This window comes from Roseovarius sp. MMSF_3350, assembly GCF_030733425.1.
Taxonomy (GTDB): Bacteria; Pseudomonadota; Alphaproteobacteria; order Rhodobacterales; family Rhodobacteraceae; genus Roseovarius.
On the sequence record NZ_JASHIZ010000005.1, the window covers coordinates 81,218 to 104,216 of the forward strand.

23 protein-coding genes are annotated in these 22,999 nt (G+C 65.7%); 6 read left to right on the top strand and 17 right to left on the bottom strand.

Translation table 11 applies throughout. From position 1 onward, the window contains the following. Nucleotides 1–131 precede the first annotated feature (131 nt). The gene (locus RBB31_RS06790) at nt 132–2,255 is read left to right on the top strand and encodes a peroxidase family protein (protein WP_306128511.1); all 2,124 of its coding nucleotides are present in this window, start codon (nt 132–134) and stop codon (nt 2,253–2,255) included. Between the two features lie 98 nt (nt 2,256–2,353). On the opposite strand, the gene RBB31_RS06795 is transcribed toward RBB31_RS06790, so the two are convergent. Together RBB31_RS06795 and RBB31_RS06800 are read right to left on the bottom strand one after the other, a co-directional pair. Continuing rightward, complete coding sequence (locus tag RBB31_RS06795) at nt 2,354–3,700, bottom strand: TrkH family potassium uptake protein (RefSeq protein ID WP_306128512.1); 1,347 nt, start codon at nt 3,698–3,700, stop codon at nt 2,354–2,356. A gap of 2 nt (nt 3,701–3,702) precedes the next feature. Beyond that, complete coding sequence (locus tag RBB31_RS06800) at nt 3,703–4,359, bottom strand: TrkA family potassium uptake protein (protein ID WP_306128513.1); 657 nt, start codon at nt 4,357–4,359, stop codon at nt 3,703–3,705. Nucleotides 4,360–4,651: 292 nt separating this feature from the next. On the opposite strand from RBB31_RS06800, the gene RBB31_RS06805 reads away from it, so the two are divergent. Next, nucleotides 4,652–6,139 (top strand): D-alanyl-D-alanine carboxypeptidase family protein, encoded by a 1,488-nt coding sequence (locus RBB31_RS06805; RefSeq protein ID WP_306128514.1) that lies wholly within the window; start codon nt 4,652–4,654, stop codon nt 6,137–6,139. A 149-nt stretch (nt 6,140–6,288) separates the two neighbouring features. Here RBB31_RS06805 and ccoS read toward each other — a convergent pair whose 3' ends face one another. The 5 genes from ccoS to RBB31_RS06830 form a co-directional block, all read right to left on the bottom strand. Then, the gene (gene ccoS / locus RBB31_RS06810; protein WP_306128515.1) at nt 6,289–6,447 is read right to left on the bottom strand and encodes a cbb3-type cytochrome oxidase assembly protein CcoS; all 159 of its coding nucleotides are present in this window, start codon (nt 6,445–6,447) and stop codon (nt 6,289–6,291) included. Further along, nucleotides 6,444–8,639: a heavy metal translocating P-type ATPase gene (locus RBB31_RS06815; protein ID WP_306128516.1), complete on the bottom strand. Its 2,196-nt coding sequence runs from the start codon at nt 8,637–8,639 to the stop codon at nt 6,444–6,446. The genes ccoS and RBB31_RS06815 overlap by 4 nt, the downstream gene beginning before the upstream one ends. Then, the gene (locus RBB31_RS06820) at nt 8,636–9,103 is read right to left on the bottom strand and encodes a FixH family protein (protein ID WP_306128517.1); all 468 of its coding nucleotides are present in this window, start codon (nt 9,101–9,103) and stop codon (nt 8,636–8,638) included. The genes RBB31_RS06815 and RBB31_RS06820 overlap by 4 nt, the downstream gene beginning before the upstream one ends. Further along, nucleotides 9,100–10,668, bottom strand: coding sequence for a cytochrome c oxidase accessory protein CcoG (locus RBB31_RS06825; protein ID WP_306128518.1), 1,569 nt, complete (start codon nt 10,666–10,668; stop codon nt 9,100–9,102). Before RBB31_RS06825 ends, RBB31_RS06820 begins: the two co-directional genes overlap by 4 nt. Nucleotides 10,669–10,745: 77 nt before the next feature. Next, entirely contained in the window at nt 10,746–11,639 is an 894-nt protein-coding gene (locus tag RBB31_RS06830) for a LysR family transcriptional regulator (RefSeq protein ID WP_306128519.1), read from the bottom strand. A gap of 97 nt (nt 11,640–11,736) precedes the next feature. Between RBB31_RS06830 and RBB31_RS06835 the strand changes: the two genes are divergently transcribed. Continuing rightward, nucleotides 11,737–11,892: a hypothetical protein gene (locus RBB31_RS06835; protein WP_306128520.1), complete on the top strand. Its 156-nt coding sequence runs from the start codon at nt 11,737–11,739 to the stop codon at nt 11,890–11,892. A 222-nt stretch (nt 11,893–12,114) separates the two neighbouring features. Beyond that, entirely contained in the window at nt 12,115–12,933 is an 819-nt protein-coding gene (locus tag RBB31_RS06840; protein WP_306128521.1) for an alpha/beta fold hydrolase, read from the top strand. Nucleotides 12,934–13,049: 116 nt separating this feature from the next. Here the strand turns inward: RBB31_RS06840 and ccoP are convergent, their stop codons facing one another. The 4 genes from ccoP to ccoN are packed head-to-tail and all read right to left on the bottom strand — an operon-like array spanning nt 13,050 to nt 16,547. Further along, nucleotides 13,050–13,916, bottom strand: coding sequence for a cytochrome-c oxidase, cbb3-type subunit III (gene ccoP, locus RBB31_RS06845; RefSeq protein ID WP_306128522.1), 867 nt, complete (start codon nt 13,914–13,916; stop codon nt 13,050–13,052). A 1-nt stretch (nt 13,917) separates the two neighbouring features. After that, entirely contained in the window at nt 13,918–14,115 is a 198-nt protein-coding gene (locus tag RBB31_RS06850; protein WP_306128523.1) for a cbb3-type cytochrome c oxidase subunit 3, read from the bottom strand. Nucleotides 14,116–14,127: 12 nt separating this feature from the next. After that, nucleotides 14,128–14,898, bottom strand: a complete 771-nt coding sequence (gene ccoO / locus RBB31_RS06855; RefSeq protein WP_306128626.1) for a cytochrome-c oxidase, cbb3-type subunit II — start codon at nt 14,896–14,898, stop codon at nt 14,128–14,130. 44 nt (nt 14,899–14,942) lie between these two features. Continuing rightward, complete coding sequence (gene ccoN, locus RBB31_RS06860; protein ID WP_306128524.1) at nt 14,943–16,547, bottom strand: cytochrome-c oxidase, cbb3-type subunit I; 1,605 nt, start codon at nt 16,545–16,547, stop codon at nt 14,943–14,945. Between the two features lie 203 nt (nt 16,548–16,750). Here ccoN and RBB31_RS06865 point away from each other — a divergent pair, with 203 nt between their 5' ends. After that, nucleotides 16,751–17,599: a universal stress protein gene (locus RBB31_RS06865; RefSeq protein ID WP_306128525.1), complete on the top strand. Its 849-nt coding sequence runs from the start codon at nt 16,751–16,753 to the stop codon at nt 17,597–17,599. A 143-nt stretch (nt 17,600–17,742) separates the two neighbouring features. Here RBB31_RS06865 and RBB31_RS06870 read toward each other — a convergent pair whose 3' ends face one another. Both RBB31_RS06870 and fnrL read right to left on the bottom strand, forming a co-directional pair. After that, on the bottom strand, nt 17,743–18,324 hold the full coding sequence (locus tag RBB31_RS06870; protein ID WP_306128526.1) for a hemerythrin domain-containing protein: 582 nt from the start codon (nt 18,322–18,324) through the stop codon (nt 17,743–17,745). A 241-nt stretch (nt 18,325–18,565) separates the two neighbouring features. Next, a complete protein-coding gene (fnrL, locus tag RBB31_RS06875) occupies nt 18,566–19,312 on the bottom strand; it encodes a transcriptional regulator FnrL (protein ID WP_306128527.1) in 747 nt (248 codons plus the stop codon). A gap of 68 nt (nt 19,313–19,380) precedes the next feature. Here fnrL and hemN point away from each other — a divergent pair, with 68 nt between their 5' ends. Continuing rightward, nucleotides 19,381–20,736 carry an oxygen-independent coproporphyrinogen III oxidase gene (hemN, locus tag RBB31_RS06880; protein WP_306128528.1) on the top strand — a complete coding sequence of 452 codons (1,356 nt, stop codon included), beginning with the start codon at nt 19,381–19,383 and terminating at the stop codon, nt 20,734–20,736. 6 nt (nt 20,737–20,742) lie between these two features. Here hemN and RBB31_RS06885 read toward each other — a convergent pair whose 3' ends face one another. From RBB31_RS06885 to RBB31_RS06900, 4 genes are all read right to left on the bottom strand, one after another. Then, nucleotides 20,743–21,159, bottom strand: a complete 417-nt coding sequence (locus RBB31_RS06885; RefSeq protein ID WP_306128529.1) for a GNAT family N-acetyltransferase — start codon at nt 21,157–21,159, stop codon at nt 20,743–20,745. Next, complete coding sequence (tsaB, locus tag RBB31_RS06890) at nt 21,149–21,826, bottom strand: tRNA (adenosine(37)-N6)-threonylcarbamoyltransferase complex dimerization subunit type 1 TsaB (RefSeq protein WP_306128530.1); 678 nt, start codon at nt 21,824–21,826, stop codon at nt 21,149–21,151. Before tsaB ends, RBB31_RS06885 begins: the two co-directional genes overlap by 11 nt. After that, on the bottom strand, nt 21,819–22,379 hold the full coding sequence (locus RBB31_RS06895; protein WP_306128531.1) for a NifU family protein: 561 nt from the start codon (nt 22,377–22,379) through the stop codon (nt 21,819–21,821). Before RBB31_RS06895 ends, tsaB begins: the two co-directional genes overlap by 8 nt. Nucleotides 22,380–22,475: 96 nt before the next feature. Next, the gene (locus RBB31_RS06900; protein WP_306128532.1) at nt 22,476–22,931 is read right to left on the bottom strand and encodes a universal stress protein; all 456 of its coding nucleotides are present in this window, start codon (nt 22,929–22,931) and stop codon (nt 22,476–22,478) included. Nucleotides 22,932–22,999 lie beyond the last annotated feature (68 nt).

A 22,999-nucleotide genomic window follows, 5' to 3' on the forward strand; every position in this document is an offset into this window, starting at 1 on the left:
GATAACCTGTGAGACAACTAGATGAGTCGCACGCAATCCGCTGCGCATTTTTTTATAAATTCAGGGCGTCGGTAGCCCAGAAAAATATGTATTGCGCGTCGTAAGCGCGACACAGGGTGAGGGGAAGCCAAGTGTCACAGAGTTCAACTACGCCACATCCGACAACACTGACCCGGCCGGCAGACGGGACCGGGTCGAATATCGACAATCCGGAATGGGGGGCGACAGGCACGCACCTGTTGCGGATCGCACCGAGCGGCCTCGGCCCGGAGGCCGAAATGTCCGGCGCGGACAGGCCCGGCGCCCGCGAGATTTCCAACGCGGTGGCGGCGCAATCCGCCGATACCGAGAACGCGGCGGGCGCTTCGGACTTCTTGTGGATCTGGGGCCAGTTCATCGATCACGACATATCGCTGACCGAGGCGGGCTCGACCAAATACGTGCCGATCGACGTCCCCGCCGGGGACCCGTATTTCGATCCGTTTTATACCGGCACTGCCGAAATCCCGTTCTTCCGCGTCGATCAGCACGACGGCGTCTACGCAAACGAGATCACCAGTTTCATCGACGCCTCCATGATCTACGGCTCCGACGCGGCCACCCTGGCCGGGCTGCGCGCGGACGGGGGCAAGCTGCTGCTGGACGAAAACCAGCGGCTGGTGCTGGACGGCGACGCGCTGCTTACCGGCGACGTGCGCGCCGCGGAAAACGTGATGTTGTCCTCGATGCACACCATCTTCACGCGAGAGCACAACCGCATCGTCGATGAGCTGGCCGCGGACGACCCCACGCTGACCGATGAGGCGCTCTTCAACATGGCCCGCGCGCATGTCGAGGCCATCGTTCAGGCCATCACCTTCAGGGAATTCCTGCCGATTCTGGTCGGCGCAGATGCCATCGACGCCTATGACGGCTATGACCCGACGGTGAACCCCGGCATCTCGGTCGAGTTCTCCACCGCCGTCTTCCGTCTCGGGCACACGCTCTTGTCCTCGAACCTGCAAAGTGTCGCCGAGGACGGCACGGTCGGCCCGTCGCTGGCCCTGCGCGATGCCTTTTTCCAGCCGGCACTCCTCGACCAGCCGGACCTGATCGAGAGCGTGTTGCGCGGCGCGGCCACCCAGAACGCTCAGGCGCTCGACACCCAGGTGGTCGAAGACGTGCGGTCCTTTCTGTTCGGCCCGCCGGGTGCGGGCGGGTTCGACCTCGCCGCGCTCAACATCCAGCGCGGCCGCGACCTCGGCATCGCCAGCTACAACGACCTGCGCGAGGCGCTTGGGCTCGCAAGGGCCACGACCTTTCAGGACATCACCTCGGACACCACGCTCGCGGCCAAGCTCGCGGCGGTCTACGGCTCTGTCGACCTGGTCGATGCTTGGATCGGCGGGCTGGCAGAGGACCCTCTGGATACCGGCCTCCTGGGGGAAACCTTCCACATCATGGTGGTCGACCAGTTCTCGCGCCTGCGCGACGGCGATCCGTTCTGGAGCGAAGCGCGAGACGGGTTGACCGATGAGGCGCGCGCCGCACTCTGGGACACGACGCTCAGCGATGTCATCCTGCGCAACACCGATGTCGGCGCCCTGCAGAACGACGTTTTCGCCGCCATGGACCGCAGCATCGGTACCGTGGACGCGGACTTGCTGAAAGGCAGCGTCCGCGCCGATTTCATGTTCGGCGGCGCCAGCAACGACATCCTCCGCGGCCGCAAGAACCACGATGACCTGCAAGGCGGAGAGGGCAACGACAAGCTCTACGGCCAACAGGGGGCCGATACGCTGGAAGGCGGCGCAGGAAACGACATGCTCAAGGCCGGCTCCGGCTCCGACCTGCTCGAAGGCGGCGACGGCAATGACCGGCTCTACGGCGACAAGGGCCGCGACACCTTGATGGGCGGCGCCGGAACCGACGAGCTCTGCGGCGGTCAGGCCAGGGACCTCCTTATGGGCGGCGAGGGCGATGACACCCTTTACGGCCACGACGGAAGCGATACGCTCGAGGGCGGCGACGGCGATGACCTGCTTATCGGCGGCCGCGGCAACGATGTCGTCACCGGCGGCGCCGGCAGCGATTGCTTCGTGTTCCGGACCGGACAGGCCGGCCACAACACGATCACCGATTTCGAAGTCGGCGTCGATGTCTACAAGATCCACGAGAATTCGACCGAGACCCTCAGATTCCAGACGTTTTCCGACGACCTCGTGTTCTACGCTGGCGATGACTGGAGCCTGACGATCGAGGATTATTTCCTCTGACTCCCGGCCGCGCCTGACAGTCGCAACGGAAACGCGTGGCAAAAGCCGGGATCGCGCTGGTCATCCGCCGTAGGGTGGGTTTCCAACCCACCATCGCCTCACCCCAGGAACACCTTGTCGCCCGGGTAGCGCACCCGCGGCCGGCTCTTCACCGCCAGGAAGAACCCCAGCGTCAGCGGACCCACCCGGCCCAGGAACATCACCGCGATGATCACGGCCCGCCCCAGCCAGTTCAATTCGCCGGTCGCCCCGTGCGACAGCCCCACCGTGCCAAAGGCCGAGGCCACCTCGAACGCCAGGTCCCGGAACGCGATGTTCTGCGTCGCCGTCAGCACGAACAGGCTCGCGAACATCAACAGCCCGCTGATCGTCGCCAGCGCCATCACCTTCAGCACCTGATCCAACGGCAGGCTCCGCCCGAAGACATGCAGCGCCGGCCGCCTCTGGAAAAAGGCGACCGTCGCCAGCAGCATCACGATCAGCGACGTCACCTTGATCCCGCCCGCGGTCGAGGTCGACCCGCCCCCCACGATCATCAGCATGATCGTCAGCAGCGAGGTGGAATCCTTCATCGCCGCGGTGTCGATCGTGTTGAACCCCGCCGTGCGCGGCGTCACCCCCTGAAACCAGCTGGCCCACAGCTTGTCGCCCGTGCTCTCCAGCCCGGCCAGCGTGCCCGGATTGTCCCATTCCAGCACCGCGAAACCAACGACCCCGATGACGATCAGCCACAGCGTCCCCGCGATCATCAGCTTGGAATGCAGCGACAGCTTGCGCCACTTGCGGTGCTGATAGACGTCGCCCACCACGATGAACCCCAGCCCGCCGAGGATGAACATCGCCGTGACCGTCAGGTTGACCACCGGGTTGCCCACCCACTTCGACAGGCTGTCGGGCTCCAGTGCGAAACCTGCGTTGTTGAAGGCCGAGATACTGTGGAACACCGCGTACCACAGCCCCTGCCCCCAACCGAGCTCCGGCACGAAGACGACGGCCAGCAGCACCGCGCCCACCGCCTCGCAGCCCAGCGCCACGTAAAGGATGATCCGCACCAGCTGGCCCAGGTTGCTGATCGTCGCCTGGTTCAGGTCCTCGCGCAGCATCACCTTGTGCGGCATCCCGATGGGTATGCCGAACGCGGTCAGGATCAGCACCGCGAACACCATCAGGCCCAGGCCCCCGAACTGCATCAGGCAGGCGATGATGATCTGCCCGAACAGGGTGAAATCCGACCCGGTATCGACCACCACCAAGCCCGTCACCGTCACCGCCGAGGTCGCGGTAAAGATCGCCTCGCCCAGGCCCACCTTGTCGTGATGCGCCACCGGCAGCCACAACAGCAGCGCACCCAGCGCCACGGTCAGGAAATACATCACCGCCAGAACCGCCGGCGGCGACAGGTTCAGACGTCTCGAGCCCAGCTTGATCGACGATCTTCGCGCCACGCTCAGAGACTCGCGGAAAAGTCGCGCAGGTTGTTGCGTTCACCCAGCATCAACAGCAGGTCGCCGGCCTTCAGCGTGCAATCGTCTCCGTCCTGTCCGAGGAACTTGGTTCCCCGCATCACGCCCAGGCAGCGCAGGTCGAACTTGTCCACGTGGTTCAGCTTCGACAGCGTGGTGTCCTCCAACTCTGCCGGCACCTTCAGGTTCACCACGAAGAAACCGTTGCCCAGGCCGACATAGTCGCGCACCAGCGGATTGTGCATGACCTGCGCGATGCGCTGGCCGATCTCGACCTCGGGGTGAATCACCCGGTCTACGCCTATCCGCGACAGGATGCGGTGATGCGTCCGGGTGGTGGCCTTGGCCCAGACCGCGCCCGCGCCCACCTGCCGCAGGTTCACCGCCGCGAGGATGCTCGATTCCAGGTTGTCGCCCACCGCCACCAGCGCCATGTCGACCTCGCCGATGCCCGCTTCCTTCAGGGCTTCGTCGTCGCGTGCGTCCAGGATCATGGCCTCGCCCAGCTTGTCCGCGTGGCGGCTGACCCGGGTTTCGTCGATGTCCACGCCGATCACGTGGTTGCCGAACCGTTCCAGCTCGGTCGCCACCGTACTCCCGAAATTCCCAAGGCCGATCACGGCAAAACTGCGACTTGACATGAGGTCCCCTTCCTTTGCGCACGCAAACGCGCGGGGTGATGCGCCAGTTCCGCGGACGGCGTGGAACCCGGCCCGCCGGCCGCCCCTCGGGCCGACATAATCCCGCCACAATTGCCGGTTTAGCGGTCGAGGCGCTTGAAGCCACAACATGTGCCCTGCATTGCCCTGGAACTCCTTCAAAATCTTTGAAAATAAGCACTTTATCCAAACCAACCCCTGTGCTACCTTTTTTCCAATAATGACAAGCCAGCCGAAAAATCGGCGGTGAACGAGGCAGAGAAAGAGCAGTTCCATGAGAACGCGAAGCAGGCAGCCCATCCGCTGGGGTCTGGTGGCTATGGCCACTATCTGGATGATGGTTATCGTACCGCTGAGCGCGGTCGCGGCCCCTTACGCAGCACTGGTGATGGACGCACGATCCGGCGAGGTGCTCCACGCGAGCAACGCCGACACCCGCCTTCACCCGGCATCCCTGACCAAGATGATGACCCTCTACGTGGTCTTCGAGGCGGTCGAGAACGGCGAGATCACCCTCGACACACCGGTGCGCATTTCAAAACATGCGGCCTCCGAGCCGCCGTCGAAACTCGGCCTTCGGTCGGGCTCGACGATCAAACTGCGCTATCTCATCCGCGCCGCAGCTGTGAAATCGGCCAATGACGCCGCCACCGCCCTGGGCGAGGCGATCGAGGGATCCGAGGCCGCCTTCGCCCGGCGCATGAACCGCACCGCCAAGGCGCTCGGCATGACCCGCACCACCTTCAAGAACGCCCACGGGCTGACCGAAGAGGGCCACCTGTCGACCGCCCGCGACATGACCCTGCTGGGCCGGCACCTCTTTTACGACTACCCGGAATACTACAATCTCTTCTCCCGCGTCACCGCCGACGCGGGCCTCAAGACGGTCTATCACACCAACCGCCGCCTGCTGAGCGACTACAAGGGCGCCGACGGGATCAAGACCGGCTACACCCGTGCCGCCGGCTTCAACCTCACCGCCAGCGCCGAGCGGGGCGGCGAGCGCATCATCGCCACCGTGTTCGGCGGCCGCTCCACGGCAACGCGCAACGCCAAGGTGGCCGAACTCCTGGATCTCGGCTTCCGCAGCGCCCCCAGCCGCGTCGCCGTGAACCGCCCGACCAAGCCTGTCTACATGGGCAAGGTCGGCCCCGGCCCGGCCGATGATGGCCATTCCGTGCCCGGCGGCGTGGGCAAGACCGTGCGCCTGGCCTCGGCCGCGGCGGTCAAGAAATCCCTCCGCCCGCAGCCGCGCCCCGGCGAGGCCATCGTGGCCAGCGCCACGCCCGATGTCGGCAACAAGCAGGATATCGAAAAGGCCCTTCTCGCCGCCGCCGAAACCATTGCCGAGGACGCCCGGCCCGCCGCGCAGGGCAGCATCGCGCCCAGCGCAAACCCCAAGGCCCGGCCCCAAGACCTCGTCCTGGCCAGCGTCGACCCCACCGCCGAGACCACGCCGAAGGCGCAAGAGCCCGCCGGCGACCCGGTGCAGAAGGTCGTCACCCGCATCTCCACCTCCGGCGGGCGTCACTGGGGCATCAACGTCGGCCGCTATCCCAGCCAGTACAGGGCCCAGAAGGTCCTGCTGAAAACCGCGCTGAACGAGATGGAGACGCTCGACGGCTCCCTGCGCAAGGTGGTCAAGCGCTCCACCGGGTTCGATGCCAATTTCATGGGCCTCACCCGCGAAACCGCCGACCTCGCCTGCCGCCGCCTTCAGGCCAAGCAGATCACCTGCTTCATGATCGACCCCGGCGCGTAACCAGTACCCAAGGTCCGTAACCAAGAAAACGCCTGCGCCTCCTTCCGCGCAGGCGTTTGCCGTTGCGGGCCCCGCCCCCAGCTTTCACTGTTCCCAAAATACTCAAGATACCACCGACGCCACCCGGCACGCCGCTCTACAGCGATGCACTACCGCTTCGGCTTGTCGTCGTAGGTGTCGCTCAGGATGCGATGCGCATTGCCCTCTGGGTCGTCATACTGGTTGCTGCGCACCGTCCAGACAAAGAATGCCAGCCCCAGCCCGCCCAGTATCAGCGAAATCGGAATGAGATAGGCCAGAATGGTCATGCACGCCTCCCCGACAGCCTCAGCGCGTTCAGCGACACGGTAATCGAACTGGCCGACATCGCCAAGGCCGCGATCAGCGGCGTCGCCAGCCCGGCCACGGCCAGCGGCACGGCAATGACGTTATACAGCGTCGCCAGACGGAAATTCTCGGTGATCCGCCGCCGCGCCTTGCGCGCCACGACCAGCGCGTCGGCCAGCGGGCTCAGGTCCGTGCCCAACAGCACCACGTCGCTCGCCACCCGCGCGGCATCCAGCGCCGAGGCGGGCGAGATCGACACATGCGCCGCCGCCAGCGCCGCGGTGTCATTCAACCCGTCGCCCACCATCAGCACATGGGCACCCGTGTCGGACAACTCCGCCACGATCCGCGCCTTGTCCTCGGGCAGCACGCCCGCGTGCCACGCCTCGATCCCCAACCGTTCCGCCAGCGCCTTCACCGCCGGCTCCGTGTCCCCTGACACCAGCCAGACAGCCTTGCCCGAGCGCAACAGCGCCGCCACGGCCTCTTCCGCGCCGGGCCGCAACGCATCCTCGAAAGTCAACGCCACGGGCGTCGCCTCGCCGATCTTCAGATAGGTCGCTGTACTCGCCGCAGGCTCCGCCCCGACCCAGGCCGCCCGGCCCAGCCGCACCTCCAGTCCGCCCACGCGCCCCGACACGCCATACCCCGGCACCTCGGCAATCTGCGTCACGTCCGCCGCCTTCGCCTCCGCCTCGCCCAGCGCCTTCGCAATCGCCCGCGCCAGCGGATGGGCCGAGCCGCGCGCCAGCGCCAGCGCCACGCCCCGCGCCGCATCGTCCAGCACCTCCGCGTTGGTCAGCACCGGCACACCCGCCGTCAGCGTCCCGGTCTTGTCGAACACCACCGTGTCGACCTCCGCCAGCCGCTCCAGCGCGGTCTCGTGCTTGATCAGCATTCCCTTGCGGAACAATCGCCCCGACGCCGCCGTGGTCACCGCCGGCACTGCCAGCCCCAGCGCACAGGGGCAGGTGATGATCAGCACCGCCGCCGCGATGTTCAAAGCGGTGCGCATGTCGAACGTGTAGAGAAACCAGCCGGCAAAGGCCAAACCCGACAGGATATGCACCCCCGGCGCGTAAAGCTTCGCCGCCCGGTCCGCCAGCGACGTATAGCGCGACCGCCCCGACTCAGCGATCGCCACCAGATCCGCCATCCGGTGCAGCGACGTCTCCGCCCCTACCGCGCTGGCGCGAATGCGCAACGGCCCGGTCAGGTTCACCTCGCCCGCCGACACCGCCTGTCCCGGCCCGGCAAAGACCGGCACCGTTTCCCCCGTCAACAACGACCGATCCAGCTCCGACGTGCCCTCCACGATCTCGCCATCCACCGGCACGCGCCCCCCGGCCCGCACCAGCAGCACGTCGCCCACCGCCAGTTCCGCGATGGGCCGCTCGACCTCTTGGCCGTCCTCGATGCGCCACGCGCGCGGCACTTCCAAGGCGGTCAGTTCCTCGGCCGCCGACCGCGCGACGGCCCGTGTCCGGTGATCCAGGTAGCGCCCCGCCAGCAGGAAGAAGACCAGCGCAATCGCCGCGTCGAAATAGGCGTGATGCCCCGACAGCGCCGTCTCCCACAGCGACGTCACCACCGCCAGCGCCACGGCCAGCGTGATCGGCACGTCCATGTTCAGCCGCCCCTGCCGCAGCGCACTCCACGCGTTGCGATAGAAGGGCACACCGCAGAAGGCGACCGCCGGCAGCGCGATGGCCGCCGAAATCCAGTGGAACAAATCCCGCGTCGCGTCATCCGCGCCGGACCAGACCGACACCGACAACAGCATCACGTTCATCATCGCGAACCCGGCCACCGCCAGCCGCATCAAGAGCTCCCGCCCGGCCTTGTCCGTCGCCGTGGCGTTCAGCGTGCCGGGGTCCAGCTCATGCGCCTCGTATCCCAGCCCTTCAACCAGGCTCACCATCTCAACCGGCGTCACCTCGGCCTCGGCGTCGATGCTCGCCCGTTTCAGCGTCAGGTTCACCCGCGCCGAGCGCACACCGGGATGCGCGTTCAGCCCGTCCTCGATCTTCGAAATACACGCGGCACAATGGATCGTCGGCAAGGACAGCGCAATCTGCCCACCCTGGGGCGTAACCTCCACGTCCTCTGCCGCAGGGGCCGCAGCACAGGCCGGGCAGCCCATCGCCGCCTGATGCCGCATCGCCAGGGTCACGCGCCGCTCTCCTTGATGAGCACCACGCGCTGCTGGAACACCGTGCCGTCCTCGGCCCGGGCCTCCATCCGGATGTTCCAGTTGCCCGCGCCCAGCGGGACGGTGGCGAAATACGCCTCGCCGTCGAACCGGAACGCCGGCGTCACGTCATCCTGCACATGGGTCGCCCGCCCCACAGTTGCGTCCAGCGCCGCCACTTCCACCGGCTGGCCGTCCGCATCGGTGATCTTCAGTTCCAGCAGGCCCGCCTTGTGCGTCGCGGCCACGCTCCAGCCCAGCGCCTCCTGCGCGTCGCGCCGGTCGTCAAAGCTCTGGCTGGCGATGTAGGAGTTCTTCGTCTCCAGCCCCGGAAAGGTCTTCACCGCCGAGAACGCCAGCACAAGGTTCACCGATATTATGATCGAAAACGCCCCGGCGAACCCGGCAAAGACGTGCCATCCCTTGAGTGTGAAATCGCGTTTCATTCGCCCCTCCCGTTAAAGATCGTGTCCTTGTGAGCGCGGTCCCCGTTCGAGATATCCTCGACCCACAGGCGCACGTCCGTCGCATCGCTCTGCGCCGCGTCCGATCCCGGCGGCGCGATCAGGTAGACGCGCTGCAGATAGGTCTCGTTGGCGGGCACCTCTACCGTTTCATAGGGGGTCCCTTCAAGCTGCACGCGGATCGACGGGTCCCCCTTAACGGAAATCCGCATCGGGCGGGCCTCGCCATGCTTGTTGCGCAGCCGCACCTCGTAGGTGTTGCGGATCGACCCGTCCGACAGCGTGACGAATGTGGGGTTGCGCACCGGCGCCACCGTCAGGTCGATATCCGCCCGGATGAACAGCGCAAACAGCAGCCCCGCCCCCACCAGCGACCACAGCGACGTATACATGATCGTTCTGGGTCGCAGGATATGCTTCATCACCGGCTTCGGCGCCTTGCCCTCGCGCTCGCGCACCTCGTCGGTCAGCGCCATGTAGTCGATCAGGCCGCGCGGCTTGCCGATCCTGGCCATGATGTCGTCGCACGCGTCGATGCACAGGCCACAGGTGATGCATTCCATCTGCTGCCCGTCGCGGATGTCGATCCCCATCGGGCAGACATTCACGCAGGCCATGCAGTCGATACAGTCCCCCGGCCCCTTCGCCGCCGCCGTGGCATCGGGCACCATGTCGCTCTCGTTGTTCGGCACCGGCGTCCGGGCATAGCTGGCCCCCGTCGTCTCTCCGGCGGCGTGCGAGGCCGCCTCGGCCTTGACCGCAACCTCGGTCTGCCGCCGCCGCACATTGCCCTTGCCGCGCGGCTCGCCGCGCCAGTAGCGGTATCCGATGGTCAGCGTATCCTCGTCCATCATCGCCGCCTGGATACGCGGCCACGGGCAGGCATAGATACAGATCTGTTCCCGCGCGAACCCGCCGAAGAAGAACGTCGTACCGGTCAGGATGGCGATGGTCGTATAGGCAATGGGATGCGCGTTCAGCGTGAAGAGGTCGCGCAACAGCGTCGGCGCATCGGTGAAATAGAACACCCAAGCCCCGCCGGTGGCCACCGCGATCAACAGCCACAGCGCCCACTTGGTCAGCCGCAGACGCACCTTGCGGGCGTCCAGTTTCTTCTGCCGATGCAGCCGCAGCCTTGCGTTGCGGTCCCCCTCGACCCAGCGCTCCACCGCGATGAACAGGTCCGTCCACACCGTCTGCGGGCAGGCATAGCCGCACCAGACCCGGCCCAACGCCGAGGTGAACAGGAACAGACCCAGCCCCGCCATCACCAGCAATCCGGCCACGAAATAGAACTCGTGCGGCCAGATCTCGATCCAGAAGAAAAAGAACCGCCGGTTCGCCATGTCCACCAGCACCGCCTGATCGGGCAACGACGGCCCCCGGTCCCAGCGGATCCAGGGCGTGACGTAATAGATCCCCAGCGTCACGATCATGATGATCCACTTGAACCGGCGGAACCAGCCGCTGACACGCTTGGGAAAGACAGGCTCGCGCGCGGCGTAAAGGCTCGGCGGCGTCCCGGAAGACTCAGGTGATGAAGTCACGGCAGCTCTCGCTCCGATGAAGGTCTGTTGCGCGAGGTCCTTCTGCCACGGCGCGTTTTACAAAACCTTGACTCAGATCAACCCTTTTCGTCGCAGGGCGCTTCCTTCTGGCGCCGCAGCCACGTGACGAAGGCCCGCGCCTTCGGGCGCAAGACACCGGGCCGCGTGACGATGTGATACCCCGTCTCGCCCGCATCCCGAAAGAGCAGCCTCAGCCGCCCCGCCTCCAGCTCCGCCTCGACCGACGATCTGGCCGTGCTGATGATCCCCTGCCCGGCCCGCGCTCCGTCCAGCATCAGGTTCCCGGGCACCTGCGTCACGCTCTTGGCGCGGCCTTCCGTCACCCCGTGCTTGCGCAGCCAGTCGGTCGATTCCGAGGTGCCCAGCTCTTCCAGCCACGGATACTCCAGCAACTGCTCGGGCCGCGTGATCTCGCAATCGCCCACCAGCTTCGGCGCCGCGGTGATCACGATGTCCGACGGCACCAGCATCTCCACCTCCAGCCCCGGCCAGTTGCCATCACCAAAGCGCAGCGCAAGGTCATAGCCCCCCGGCGTCAGCTCGTGCAGCTCCGCCGACGGGTTGATCATCAGGTCCACGCCGGGATGCCGCGTCTGGAAATCCATCAGCCGTGGCATCAGCCATGTCGTGGCAAAAAGCTGCGTCGTCGACACCTGCACCGCCCGGTCCGCATCCGCACCCGTCAGCGCATCGATGCTGCGCGCGATCGTGTCGAAGCCGGTCTTCAGCGCATCGGCCAGTTCGCGCCCCTCCGTGGTCAGCTGCAGCTTGCGACCGCTGCGATCCACCAGCGGCACGCCCATCCGCGTTTCCAGCGCCTTGACCTGCTGGCTGATCGCCGCGTGGCTGACGTTCAGCGCCGCTCCCGCCGCCTGGGCCGAGCCGGTCTCGGCAAGGGCCGCGAAAGCGCGCAAGGCCGTCAGGGGCGGGAGGGTCAGCCAATCGGTCATGTAAGCCTGCCTTACATATCCAAATTTTTCCTGAGTCGCAACAACGCGCTATAGGTGCCAGATTGAGGCTATCACACGAACCAGAAAGGAGAACGACATGCTGGGTATTCTTTCAGATAGCTTCCACACCGCCACCCGCCTCAATGACACCAACGTTCGCGAGGGCCGCGGCCACTGGGCACCCAACACGCGCTTCGACAACCGCCGCGATGCCGAGCTCGAGGCGCACCGCGTCGGCCGTCTGCCGCGCTAGACCAAAGCGATGTGCGACGCCCGCATCTTTCACCCCAGACCGGCCTCGTGCCTCCGGCTCCGTCACTGTCCCTGGCCCTGGCGCACACGCCGCTGGCCCTACCCCATCACCGATGTCGGCCCGCGCGCGCGTTAGGCGCGCGGGGCGTCTCCCCCGACTGACCCGTGGTCCCGGCCTTCTGGCCGTGCCACGGGTCTTTTTTTCACCGACCGGATTATCGTGATGACCTGGAACCTTGATCACACTGCAGACACCCCCGCCGGCACCGTCGCCTGGGGCCGCGCCGGGTCCGGCCCGCCTCTTGTGCTCGCGCATGGCTGGCCGTGGTCGTCAGTATCGTGGCACCGGATCATTCCCGCGCTGGCCCAATCGCATACCGTCCACTGGTACGACATGCCCGGCTACGGCCGCTCCGACAAACGCGCCGATCAGCCCACCGGGCTCGACGTGCAGGGCCAGGTCTTCGCTCACATGCTGACGCACTGGGGCCTCGACCGGCCCCGCGTCGTGGCGCATGATGTCGGCGGTGCGACCAGCTTGCGCGCGCATCTGCTGCACGGGGCCGAGTTCGACCGTCTCGTGCTGATCAACGTGGTGGCGATGCGGCCGTGGGGGTCGGATTTCTTCGACCATGTCGGCCGCCATGTCGACGCCTTCACCGACCTGCCTCCGCACATCCATCAGGCCGTCGTGCGGGCCTATATCGACGGCGCGCTGGTCACCGACCTTGCCGACGACGACACCGAGGCGCTCGTCGCCCCGTGGCTCGACGAGGCCGGACGCGCCAGTTTCTACCGCCAGTTCGCCCAGGCCGACGAGTGCTTCACCGCCGAGATCGAGCCGCATTATGGCGCCGTCCGCTGCCCGGTCACGATCCTCTGGGGAGAGGCCGATCCCTGGATCCCCCTCGCCCGGGGCCGCGCCCTGCACGCCCTGATGCCGGGGTCGGAGTTCAAGACGCTGCCGGTTGTCGGCCACCTGCCCCAGCTCGAAGCGCCCGACGCGGTGCTGCGCGCCCTGTCGGGCGTGCTCGAAAACTGACCTGGTGAAACGAAAAACACCGGCCCCTCCTGGAATGCGCGAACAGAGGGAGGGGCCGGTGCCGTCCCGGGGGCATTGCAATAGTGCCTCCGGGAATCTCGTGTCGGGCTGTCAGATTACTCGCCGCCGCCCAGCTGGTGGACATAGGCCGCCACCGCGCGGATCTCGGCCTCCGTCAGGCGCTCCCGCCAGGGCGGCATCACGCCAAAGCGCGAGTTCCACACCGTCTCGTACAGCGCGTCATAATCGCCGCCATACAGCCAGATCGCATCGGTCAGGTTGGGCGCGCCCTGTTCGACCATGCCCGTGGCATCCTCGCCGTGGCAGGCGGCACAGTTGTATTCGAACACTTCCGCGCCCGCCTCGGCGGCCTGCGCGTCCTGCGGCTCGCCGGACAGGGACATCACGTAATTCACCACCTGCGCGACCTCTTCCTTGGTCAACAGCTCGTCACGGCCAAAGGCCGGCATTGCCGAGTAGCGCGCGTCGGGGTCCTCGTCGTTGCGAATCCCGTGGGTGACGGTGGTGTGGATCGCCTCCATCGTACCGCCCCACAGCCACGAGTCGTCCGACAGGGTCGGATAGCCGACGAATCCGCCGCCCTCGCGCCCGTGGCACTGCACGCACCAGGTGTTGAACACCGCCTCGCCCGCCGAGCGCGCATAGCCGGCCAGCTCATCGTCGCCGGGAATAGACGCCAGTTCGACACTGGCCAGCCGCTCGTTGATCTGCGAGTTGGCCGCTTCGGCCGCTTCGATGTCGACCTGCACATTGGCGCGGGTCGAGTATCCCAGATAGCCCTGCGTCGCGCCCGAGATCATCGGCCAGGCCGGATAGGCGATCGTGTACCAGACGCCCCAGGCGATCGTGGCGTAGAACACCCACAGCCACCAGCGCGGCAAGGGGTTGTTGTATTCCTCGATCCCGTCCCATTCGTGACCGGTCGTCTCGACCTCGTGCTTGTCTTTCGATGTCTTGGCCATCTCAGTGCTCCTCGTCCGAGGCATGGCGCGCGGCCCGTGCCGGCGCGTCTTCGTTGCGAAACGGAATGTCCGCGACATTCTCGTAGGTGTCCCGCGATCCGGGCCGCATGACCCAGATCACGACGCCGATGAAGAAGGCGAAAAGCGCCAGCAGCATCCAGCTGTCCGCGAACTCCCGCATCAGGGAATAGGTGTCCATCGTCGTTGCTCCTTACCGGCTGGCCACGGGCGTGAAGGTCGAGAAATCGACCAGCGTGCCCAGCATCTGCAGATAGGCGATCAGGGCGTCGGCTTCGCTGATGCCCGGGCGGCCGTCGAAATTGGCCACCTGCACCTTTTCGCCATACCGTTCGATCAGCCCGTCAAAGTCGCTTTCCGGGTCGGCCTGCGTCCGGAAATCCGCCTGCGCGTTTTCCACATGCGCGTCCTCGTAAGGCACACCCACCAGCCTGTGCGTCGCCAGAAGGTCCTCCACGTACTGCCCGTCGAGCAGCCGCTCCTCCAGATAGCCATACTTGGGCATCACCGATTCCGGCACCACCGATTGCGGGTCGCGCAGGTGGTCCACATGCCACGCGTTCGAGTACCGCCCGCCCACGCGCGCCAGGTCCGGTCCGGTCCGCTTGGACCCCCATTGGAACGGGTGGTCGTACTGGCTTTCGGCGGCCAGGCTGTAATGGCCGTACCGCTCCACCTCGTCGCGCATCGGCCGGATCATCTGGCTGTGACAGACATAGCATCCCTCGCGGATGTAGATGTCACGCCCGGTCAGCTCCAGCGGGGTGTAGGGGCGCATCCCCTCCACGTCCTCGATGGTGTTCTCCAGCCAGAACAGCGGTGCGATCTGCACGATGCCGCCGATCGTCACCACCAGGAAGGCAAAGATCGCCAAAAGGGTCACGTTGCGTTCCAGGATCTGGTGCCGGTCCAGGAAGGTCTTCTTCTTGGGCCGGTCGCCCACGCCCGTGGCCGAAGCCGGCATCGGGGGTTTCTGCATTTTATCGTCAGCCATTTTTCCGGCCCTCCTTATTCAGCCGGGACAGCGGAGTTGTCGGTCTGCACCGCCGGGCTCCGTCTGACTGTCATGTAAAGGTTGAAGCACATGATGATCGCGCCAGAGAGGAACATGACCCCGCCCAGACCGCGCACCACGTACATCGGCAGCTTCGCACTCACCGTGTCGGCGAAGGAGTTCACCAGGAACCCGTTGGCATCCACTTCACGCCACATCAGGCCTTCCATGATGCCGGTCACCCACATCGACGCCGCGTAAAGAATGATACCGATCGTCGCCAGCCAGAAGTGCCAGCTCACCAGGCTCAGGGAATACAGCCGCTCGCGGTTCCACAGCTTGGGCACCAGGAAGTAGAGGCAGCCGAACGTGATCATCCCGTTCCAGCCCAGCGCGCCCGAGTGCACGTGCCCGATGGTCCAGTCGGTGTAATGCGACAGGCTGTTCACCGCGCGGATCGACATCATCGGCCCCTCAAAGGTGGACATCCCGTAGAACCCAAGGCTGATCACCATCATCCGGATCACCGGATCGGTGCGCAGCTTGTCCCACGCGCCGCTGAGCGTCATCAGACCGTTGATCATCCCGCCCCAGCTGGGCATCCACAGCACGATCGAGAACACCATGCCCAGCGTCGAGGCCCAGTCGGGCAGCGCGGTGTAGTGCAGGTGGTGCGGACCGGCCCAGATATACAGAAAGATCAGCGCCCAGAAGTGGATGATCGACAGTTTGTAGCTGTAGACCGGCCGCCCGGCCTGCTTCGGCACGAAGTAGTACATCATCGCCAGGAACCCCGCCGTCAGGAAGAAGCCCACGGCGTTGTGCCCGTACCACCATTGCGTCATCGCATCCTGCACGCCCGAGAAGACCTGCACGGACTTGGAGCCGAAGATGCTCACCGGGATCGACAGGTTGTTCACCACGTGCAGCATCGCGACCGTGATGATGAACGACAGGTAAAACCAGTTCGCCACGTAGATATGCGGCTCTTTCCGCTTCACCAACGTGCCGACGAACACGGCCAGGTAGGACACCCAGACGATGGTCAGCCACCAGTCCACGTACCATTCGGGCTCGGCGTATTCCTTGGATTGCGTCGCGCCCAGCAGGTAGCCCGTGGCGGCCAGAACGATCACCAGCTGGAACCCCCAGAACACGAACCACGCCAGGTTCCCGCCCCACAGACGCGCGGCACAGGTCCGCTGCACCACGTAGAACGACGTCGCGATCAGGGCGTTGCCGCCGAATGCAAAGATCACCGCGCTGGTGTGCAGGGGCCGCAGCCGGCCAAAGTTCATGTAACCTTGCGCCCACTCGAAGTTCAGCGCCGGAAAGGCCAGTTGGAACGCGATGAACGTCCCCACCAGAAAGCCCACGACACCCCAAAGCGCCGTGGCGATCACCCCGGCGCGCACGACCCCGTCCATGTATTCCCCGGACAGGTCGACCACGGGGCGGTCCTCGTCCGTGTTGCGCAGCACCCAGATGAACATGCCCGCCGCCACCAGGGCGATGGTCAGCGCATTCACAAGGTACGCGATATCCCGCGCCTGGTTGGCGGCGAACAGCGCGAAGAACGCGATCAGCCCCAACAGGATCAGTTTTACGTAGTTACCCATTTTGCGTCCCTTTGCCGTATGTCCGCGCAGGCCCTGCCGGGGCGCACGGAGTCATTTGACTGGGGCCGCTTATTTCCGATGCCGCCTGCCCCCGCTTTGATCTGCATCAAAGGATTGGCGGGAATGGATTGACCGGCATCAAGGCAGCGTCTCGCCCCGGGGGCCAGACTGCGTTCGAAATGGTTAATGAAAAGCGAATCGCAATGTCCTGGAAAACGATCTTCTGCGCCCTGTCAGACGTGTCTCGCGTCGAGCACACCTTGACCCACGCCGCCGCCCTCGCCCGCCTGCACGGCGCGCATCTCGACGTGCTCAGCCTCGGCGTCGCCCGTGATCCGGCAACCCATTATTTCACCGGCGCCGGTGCCTCCGCCATGATGATGCAGAACATATTCGAAGGTTGCCACGAAGAGGCCGCCGAGATCGACAGCGCCGTGCGCGCCTTTCTTGCCCGGCAGGACGGTTTCCTCTGGTCCTGCGACAAGGGCGTCGCCCAGATTGCCGATCTCGGGCACCATGTCGCCGACCGCGCCCGCTTCGCCGATCTCGCCCTTCTGCCCATGCCCTATGGCGAGGGGCTGGGCCCCGAGCTTGCTCGCCTGACCGAGGCAATCCTCTTCGACGGGCGCATCCCCGCAATGGTCCTGCCGCACACGCCCGACATCACCCTCGACCCCAAGCGGGTCGTGATCGCCTGGAACGACGGCCGCGAGGCGCTGCGCGCCGCCCGCGACGCCCTGCCGATGCTGCGACGCGCCGACCGCGTGCATCTCGTGGTGGTCGATCCGCCGGTGCACGGCCCGAACCGCTCCGATCCCGGTGGGCTGGTCTCGCAGTTCCTCGTGCGCCACGGCGTCACGGTCGAGATTGACGTGTTGTCGAAAACCCTGCCCCGCGTCGCCGACGTGCTCTTGCGCCGCGCGCAGGACATCGACGCCGACGCGCTGGTCATGGGCGCCTATGGCCATTCCCGCGTCCGCGAAGCGGTCTTCGGCGGTGCCTCCCGCTACATGCTGGAACACGCGCCCCTGCCGGTCTTCATGGCGCATTAAAGCGTTTCCGGGTCGGTCTGAAACATGCATCGCTTTTTGCGTCTCAGGAGGCAGCGAAAAGCGATTCAGTGTTTCCCGGAAACGCTCTGAGGTCGGGGCTGGGTCGCGCAACGGACCAGACACATGGGCTCGTGCGCGCGGCCTCAGATCGTTTCGAGGTAATAGCCGATGGCCTCTTCCAGCTCCGTCTCCTCATACCCGAAATGCGAGCGCACGACCTCTTCCAGCTTCCGGAACGTGGCGGCGGCCTCGGCAAACTTCGCCTCAACCGGGTCTTCCGCCAATGCCTCGGCGGCGCGCCCCAGGCGGACGATCAACTCGTGCACCACCTCGTGCTCCGACATCAGCTTGTCCACGACCTCCCGGAACATGCCTCCCCCCGCCGCCTCGATCCGGGGGAACATATCGGCGCTTTCGATGTCGTGGTGAAACTTCAGCACCTGGCACTCGCGCCCGCACAGCGTCCCGAACACCCGGAAATTCTCGGCCATGTCGAGTGACAATACGATCCGCCTCAGGTTTTCGGGCGGGGTATCCCCGGCTTCGATCCGCGCCAGCACCGCGCCGACCTGCGCCATCTCCATAAGGTACTGACGATGAATTGCCGCCAGATGTCGACCTTGGCGTCGGTGCCTGTCCGTGGCGGCCGGAACCCTCGGCGCCCTGGGCCGCGCGGCTTCGTCGATCGTGAGGTCTTCCAGGGAATGGGTCGAGAGGTCAGCCATGCCCGGTAACAAAGCCCCCGCCCTCGTGAAGTCAAGCCCGCCCGACACACCGTAGGGTGGGTGAAAACCCACCTTTGGTGGGTGAAAACCCACGCGCCGCGCCTTAACCACGCATTAATCCCGAACGCTCCGCTAACCCGCCAAATCGCGAAAATTCCACCGTCGTAATACCACTTGAATACCGACGCGATACCGACACCGAATTTCTCCTTAATTCAAAAGGTTAACCCGATTCTCGCACTCAGGCCAGCATCCCGCCGTCACTGTCATCGCCCGCCTCTTCCAGCAGGCGGTCGAAATCCGGCACCGTCACATGCCGTTTGCCTTCCAGGTGAATCACCTGGTCGCGCTTCAGCGCGCTGATCTGCCGGCTCACCGTCTCTAGCGTCAGGCCCAGATAGTCGGCCATCGCCTCGCGTGTCAGCGGCAGGTCAAACACCACCTGCCCCGCGGCCTCGGACATGTTCAAGACCGCGTTGCGCCGCCCCAGGATCGCCAGGAACGACGCGATCTTCTCCCGTGCCGTCTTGCGCCCCAAAAGCAGCATCCATTCGCGCGCCGCATCCAGCTCGTCCAGCGTCATCTCCAGCAGGCGCTGGCCGATATGCGGCGTGGTTTCCATCATGTTCTCAAAGGGATGCTTGCGGAAACAGCACATCACCACGTCGCTCACCGCCACCACGTTATAGGCCGCCTTCTCGCGCCCCGGACGGCCCACGAAATCGCTCGGCAACAGCAGGCCCACCATCTGCGTGCGCCCGTCCTCCAGCGTCTGGGTCAGCATCGCGATGCCCGACACGACCGAGCCCACGAAATCCATCCGGTCCCCGGCCCAGATCAGCGTCCGCCCCGCCTCGAAGCTGCGATAGTACTTGATCTGGTCCAGCTTCTCCAACTCATGTGCGTCACATCGCGCACACACGGCCCGGTGTCGAATCGGGCACTCCTCGCACTCGCGGGGGGTCAGGTCCTGTGCCTCATTGAGCATCGAGAATGCTTTCGGTCGGGTTGATCTGCATCAAGGTTTCTGCGCTTTCCCGTGTCTAATTTAACGCCATGATTGACCGAGAACAACTCCGCAGACTGGGCCTGTTCGACGCGAACGTACCGCGTTACACGAGCTATCCCACCGCCCCGCATTTCTCCGATTCCGTCGGGTCCTCGACCATGCGGAACTGGATTTCCAACATCGAACCGGGCAGCGCAATCTCGCTTTACCTGCATGTGCCCTTCTGCCGCAGGTTGTGCTGGTTCTGCGCCTGCCGCACGCAGGGCACCAAGTCGCTCTCACCCGTCGCCGCCTATGTCGAAACGCTCAAGGCGGAACTGGCACTTCTGAAGAACACCTTGCCCGAGGGCGTCACCCTGTCGCGCCTGCACTGGGGCGGAGGCACGCCGACGCTGCTGTCACCGGACCTGATCACCGACCTCGCCGAGGCCGTCCGCAACGCCGTGCCTTTCGGTGACGACACCGAGTTCTCTGTCGAGATCGACCCCAACGAGATCGACGTCCCCCGGATCGACGCACTCGCCGCCGCCGGCATGAACCGTGCCTCGGTCGGCGTCCAGGATTTCGACGACGTGATCCAGCAGGCCATCGGCCGCATCCAGACCTTCGACATCACCCGCGACGCGATCGACGCCCTGCGCGCCGCAGGGGTGCGCAGCCTCAACGCCGACATCCTCTATGGCCTGCCGCACCAGACCAGGGGGCGCATGGTCGAAAGCGTGCAAAATCTCCTTTCGCTCAACCCCGACCGTGTGGCGCTTTATGGCTATGCCCACGTGCCGTGGATGGCCAAGCGCCAGCAGCTCATTCCGTCCGAAGCGCTGCCCACGCCCGAGGAACGGCTGGAGCTGTTCGACGCCGCCCGCCGCCTGTTCGTGTGGGACGGCTACCGCGAGATCGGGATCGACCATTTCGCCACGCCCGAAGACGGGCTCAGTTGCGCCAAAAGGCTGGGCCGCCTGCGCCGCAACTTCCAGGGCTACACCGACGACACGTCCGAGGTGCTGGTGGGCCTCGGCGCCTCTTCGATCTCGCGTTTCCCGCAGGGCTATGCCCAGAACGCCCCCGCCACGGGCGCCCATACCGGCGCCATCCGCGAGGGCCGTTTCTCGACCAGCCGCGGGCACGTCTTCAAGGGGCAGGATCTTTTGCGCGCACGTCTGATCGAGGCCGTCATGTGCGACTTCCGCATCGACGCGGGCGAGATCTGCGAAACCTTCAGCATGTCGCGCCTCGATGTCCGCACCCTGCTGGAACCGACGGCGCGCGCGTTCCAAGGGCTTGTCGATCTCAGCAACGAAGGCCTCTTCATCCCGCCTGCGGCGCGCCCCCTGACCCGCATGATCGCCCGCAGCCTGGACAGCTACGACCTCAGCCGCGCAGGCCACAGCCCGGCAATCTGAGGCATCTCAGGAGACCCGCTTTTCCAGCACCAGCGCATCGACCGGCCCTCCCTCGGGCCGGTTGTAGTACTCCTTGCGCCGCGCAAGCTCGGTGAACCCTTCGGAAAGATAGAGCGCCAGCGCCGCCACGTTGTCCGCGGCCACTTCAAGGAACAGCCTGTCGGCGTTTCGTCGCCGCGCCTCTGCCTCGAACGCCCGCAGGCAGGCCCGGCCATGTCCCTCGCGTCGCGCGTGCGGGTCGGTCGCCAGGGTAAGCAGCTCCGCCTCGCCCGCCACCGCCTGCCCCATGGCAAAGCCTTTCCCGTCGCCGGTCACGAAAACATGCGGGCGCTCCATAAGGTCGCGAAACTCCGCCGCGCTCCAGCCACGCCCCTGCCCTGCAAAGGCGCGTCCGTGCAGCGTCGCCAGCGCCTCAGGCGTCATCGAGGATGACCGGCGGTGCCTCGCGCGACGGCGCGGCATCGGCCGGTTTGAGGTAGAGCGGCGCGGGCGCGACTATCTCGCCGCCCAGCCGCTGCACGGCGATACGGGAAATGGCCGCTGCAGTGGGATGCTTCTGCGCCACCGCCTCGGCACCGATCCGCTCGGCCACGGCCTTTGCCGCCGCGCCAACGCAGACCAGCCCCGGTTCGCCAAGCACCGGGTCGATGGCGTCGACGGTCACAAGTGCCGGTGCGACTGGGCTGCGCGTTCCGAATCCCTGCACATAGACCTGCCCCAAGGGCGCGTCGCGCGTCGCCAATACCGGCCCGTCCTGCCCGAAGGCCGCAGCCTCCAGGATACTCACGCCCACCGCCGGAATATCCAGCGCCAGCGCAAGCCCCCGCGCCGCCGAGACCGAAATCCGTATACCGGTAAAGTTGCCGGGCCCGGTGCCGACGCCGATCGCGTCAAGCTCCGCCCACGCCACGCCGGCTGCCGAAAGAACCTCCTCCAGCGCCGGGAAAAGCGCCTCCGCCTGTCCCTTGGCCATCTCGACTGCGTGCTCCGACAGTACCTCCTGACCCGAAAGCAGACACACCTCCAGCCATGGGCCGGAGGTGTCGAAGGACAGGATCAGCGGTGCGTCGGTCACAGACGTGTCAGACACCGACCGGGCGCACCTCGGTCACTTCGGGAATGTAATGGCGCAGCAGATTCTCGATGCCCATCTTCAGGGTGATGGTCGAAGACGGACAGCCTGCGCAGGCGCCCTGCATGTGCAGGTAGACGACGCCCCGCTCAAAGCCGTGGAACGTGATGTCACCGCCATCCTGCGCCACTGCGGGGCGCACCCGCGTGTCGAGCAACTGCTTGATCTGGTCGATCACCTCGGAATCCTCGCCCTCACTCGCGGCGTGGCCCGATTCGGCGGCCTCACCCGTCATGACAGGCTGACCCGACTGGAAATGCTCCATGATCGCGCCCAGGATCGCGGGCTTCACATGGTCCCACTCGACCGCGTCCTGCTTGGTCACGGTCACGAAATCGTTGCCCAGGAAAACGCCGGTCACGCCTTCCACTCCGAACACACGGGCGGCCAGAGGCGACTTGTCGGCCCCCTCCGAGGACGGGAAGTCCGCCGTCCCGGTCTCCAGCACGGTCTGGCCGGGCAGGAACTTCAGCGTGGCGGGATTGGGGGTCGATTCTGTCTGGATGAACATGATGCACGCCCTTTCGAAACTGTTGCCCAAGATATGCGCAGGGGCGCGGGTGCTGTCAAGGTTTGGAACGATTCTAAATTTCGCGACGGCGATGCCTCAGGTGATCGCTTCCAGCCGTTCCTTGCTCAGATCGCCCGGAACGATGGTGATCGGTATCGGCAAGCCTCCCGAATTCTTCGACAATTGCGACACCAGCGGCCCCGGCCCCTTCTTGTCCGCGCTGGCACCCAGCACCAGCACGCCAATTTCGGTATCTTCATTGACCTGCGCCATGATCTCGGCCACCGGCTCGCCCTCGCGGATCACCAGCTCCGGGTCGATCCCCTGCTTGTCGCGCATCCACTTGGCGAAAACCTCGAAATGCGCATGGATGCGCTCGCGGGCCTCTTCGCGCATGATGTCGCCCACGCCGATCCAGTGGTTGAATTCCTCGGGTGGAATCACCGCCAGAATCTCGACCCCGGCCTGCGTGTTCTTGGCGCGCATGGCGGCGAACCGCATGGCGTTCAGGCATTCGCGGCTGTCATCCAGCACCACCAGAAACTTGCGCATGGTTTTCCCTTTGTCTTGCGGCGCTCATATTGACGGGTTCGGAGGCTTCGGGCAACAGCCGCTTTCGG

What these genes read in the sequence shown, in the direction of transcription:
- RBB31_RS06800 (WP_306128513.1), bottom strand. Translation starts at nt 4,359, where the DNA reads ATGTCAAGTCGCAGTTTTGCCGTGATCGGCCTTGGGAATTTCGGGAGT.
- RBB31_RS06805 (WP_306128514.1), top strand. Translation starts at nt 4,652, where the DNA reads ATGAGAACGCGAAGCAGGCAGCCCATCCGCTGGGGTCTGGTGGCTATG.
- ccoS (WP_306128515.1), bottom strand. Translation starts at nt 6,447, where the DNA reads ATGACCATTCTGGCCTATCTCATTCCGATTTCGCTGATACTGGGCGGG.
- RBB31_RS06820 (WP_306128517.1), bottom strand. Translation starts at nt 9,103, where the DNA reads ATGAAACGCGATTTCACACTCAAGGGATGGCACGTCTTTGCCGGGTTC.
- RBB31_RS06830 (WP_306128519.1), bottom strand. Translation starts at nt 11,639, where the DNA reads ATGACCGATTGGCTGACCCTCCCGCCCCTGACGGCCTTGCGCGCTTTC.
- RBB31_RS06835 (WP_306128520.1), top strand. Translation starts at nt 11,737, where the DNA reads ATGCTGGGTATTCTTTCAGATAGCTTCCACACCGCCACCCGCCTCAAT.
- RBB31_RS06840 (WP_306128521.1), top strand. Translation starts at nt 12,115, where the DNA reads ATGACCTGGAACCTTGATCACACTGCAGACACCCCCGCCGGCACCGTC.
- ccoP (WP_306128522.1), bottom strand. Translation starts at nt 13,916, where the DNA reads ATGGCCAAGACATCGAAAGACAAGCACGAGGTCGAGACGACCGGTCAC.
- RBB31_RS06850 (WP_306128523.1), bottom strand. Translation starts at nt 14,115, where the DNA reads ATGGACACCTATTCCCTGATGCGGGAGTTCGCGGACAGCTGGATGCTG.
- ccoO (WP_306128626.1), bottom strand. Translation starts at nt 14,898, where the DNA reads ATGCCGGCTTCGGCCACGGGCGTGGGCGACCGGCCCAAGAAGAAGACC.
- ccoN (WP_306128524.1), bottom strand. Translation starts at nt 16,547, where the DNA reads ATGGGTAACTACGTAAAACTGATCCTGTTGGGGCTGATCGCGTTCTTC.
- RBB31_RS06865 (WP_306128525.1), top strand. Translation starts at nt 16,751, where the DNA reads ATGTCCTGGAAAACGATCTTCTGCGCCCTGTCAGACGTGTCTCGCGTC.
- RBB31_RS06870 (WP_306128526.1), bottom strand. Translation starts at nt 18,324, where the DNA reads ATGGCTGACCTCTCGACCCATTCCCTGGAAGACCTCACGATCGACGAA.
- fnrL (WP_306128527.1), bottom strand. Translation starts at nt 19,312, where the DNA reads ATGCTCAATGAGGCACAGGACCTGACCCCCCGCGAGTGCGAGGAGTGC.
- hemN (WP_306128528.1), top strand. Translation starts at nt 19,381, where the DNA reads ATGATTGACCGAGAACAACTCCGCAGACTGGGCCTGTTCGACGCGAAC.
- RBB31_RS06885 (WP_306128529.1), bottom strand. Translation starts at nt 21,159, where the DNA reads ATGACGCCTGAGGCGCTGGCGACGCTGCACGGACGCGCCTTTGCAGGG.
- RBB31_RS06895 (WP_306128531.1), bottom strand. Translation starts at nt 22,379, where the DNA reads ATGTTCATCCAGACAGAATCGACCCCCAATCCCGCCACGCTGAAGTTC.
- RBB31_RS06900 (WP_306128532.1), bottom strand. Translation starts at nt 22,931, where the DNA reads ATGCGCAAGTTTCTGGTGGTGCTGGATGACAGCCGCGAATGCCTGAAC.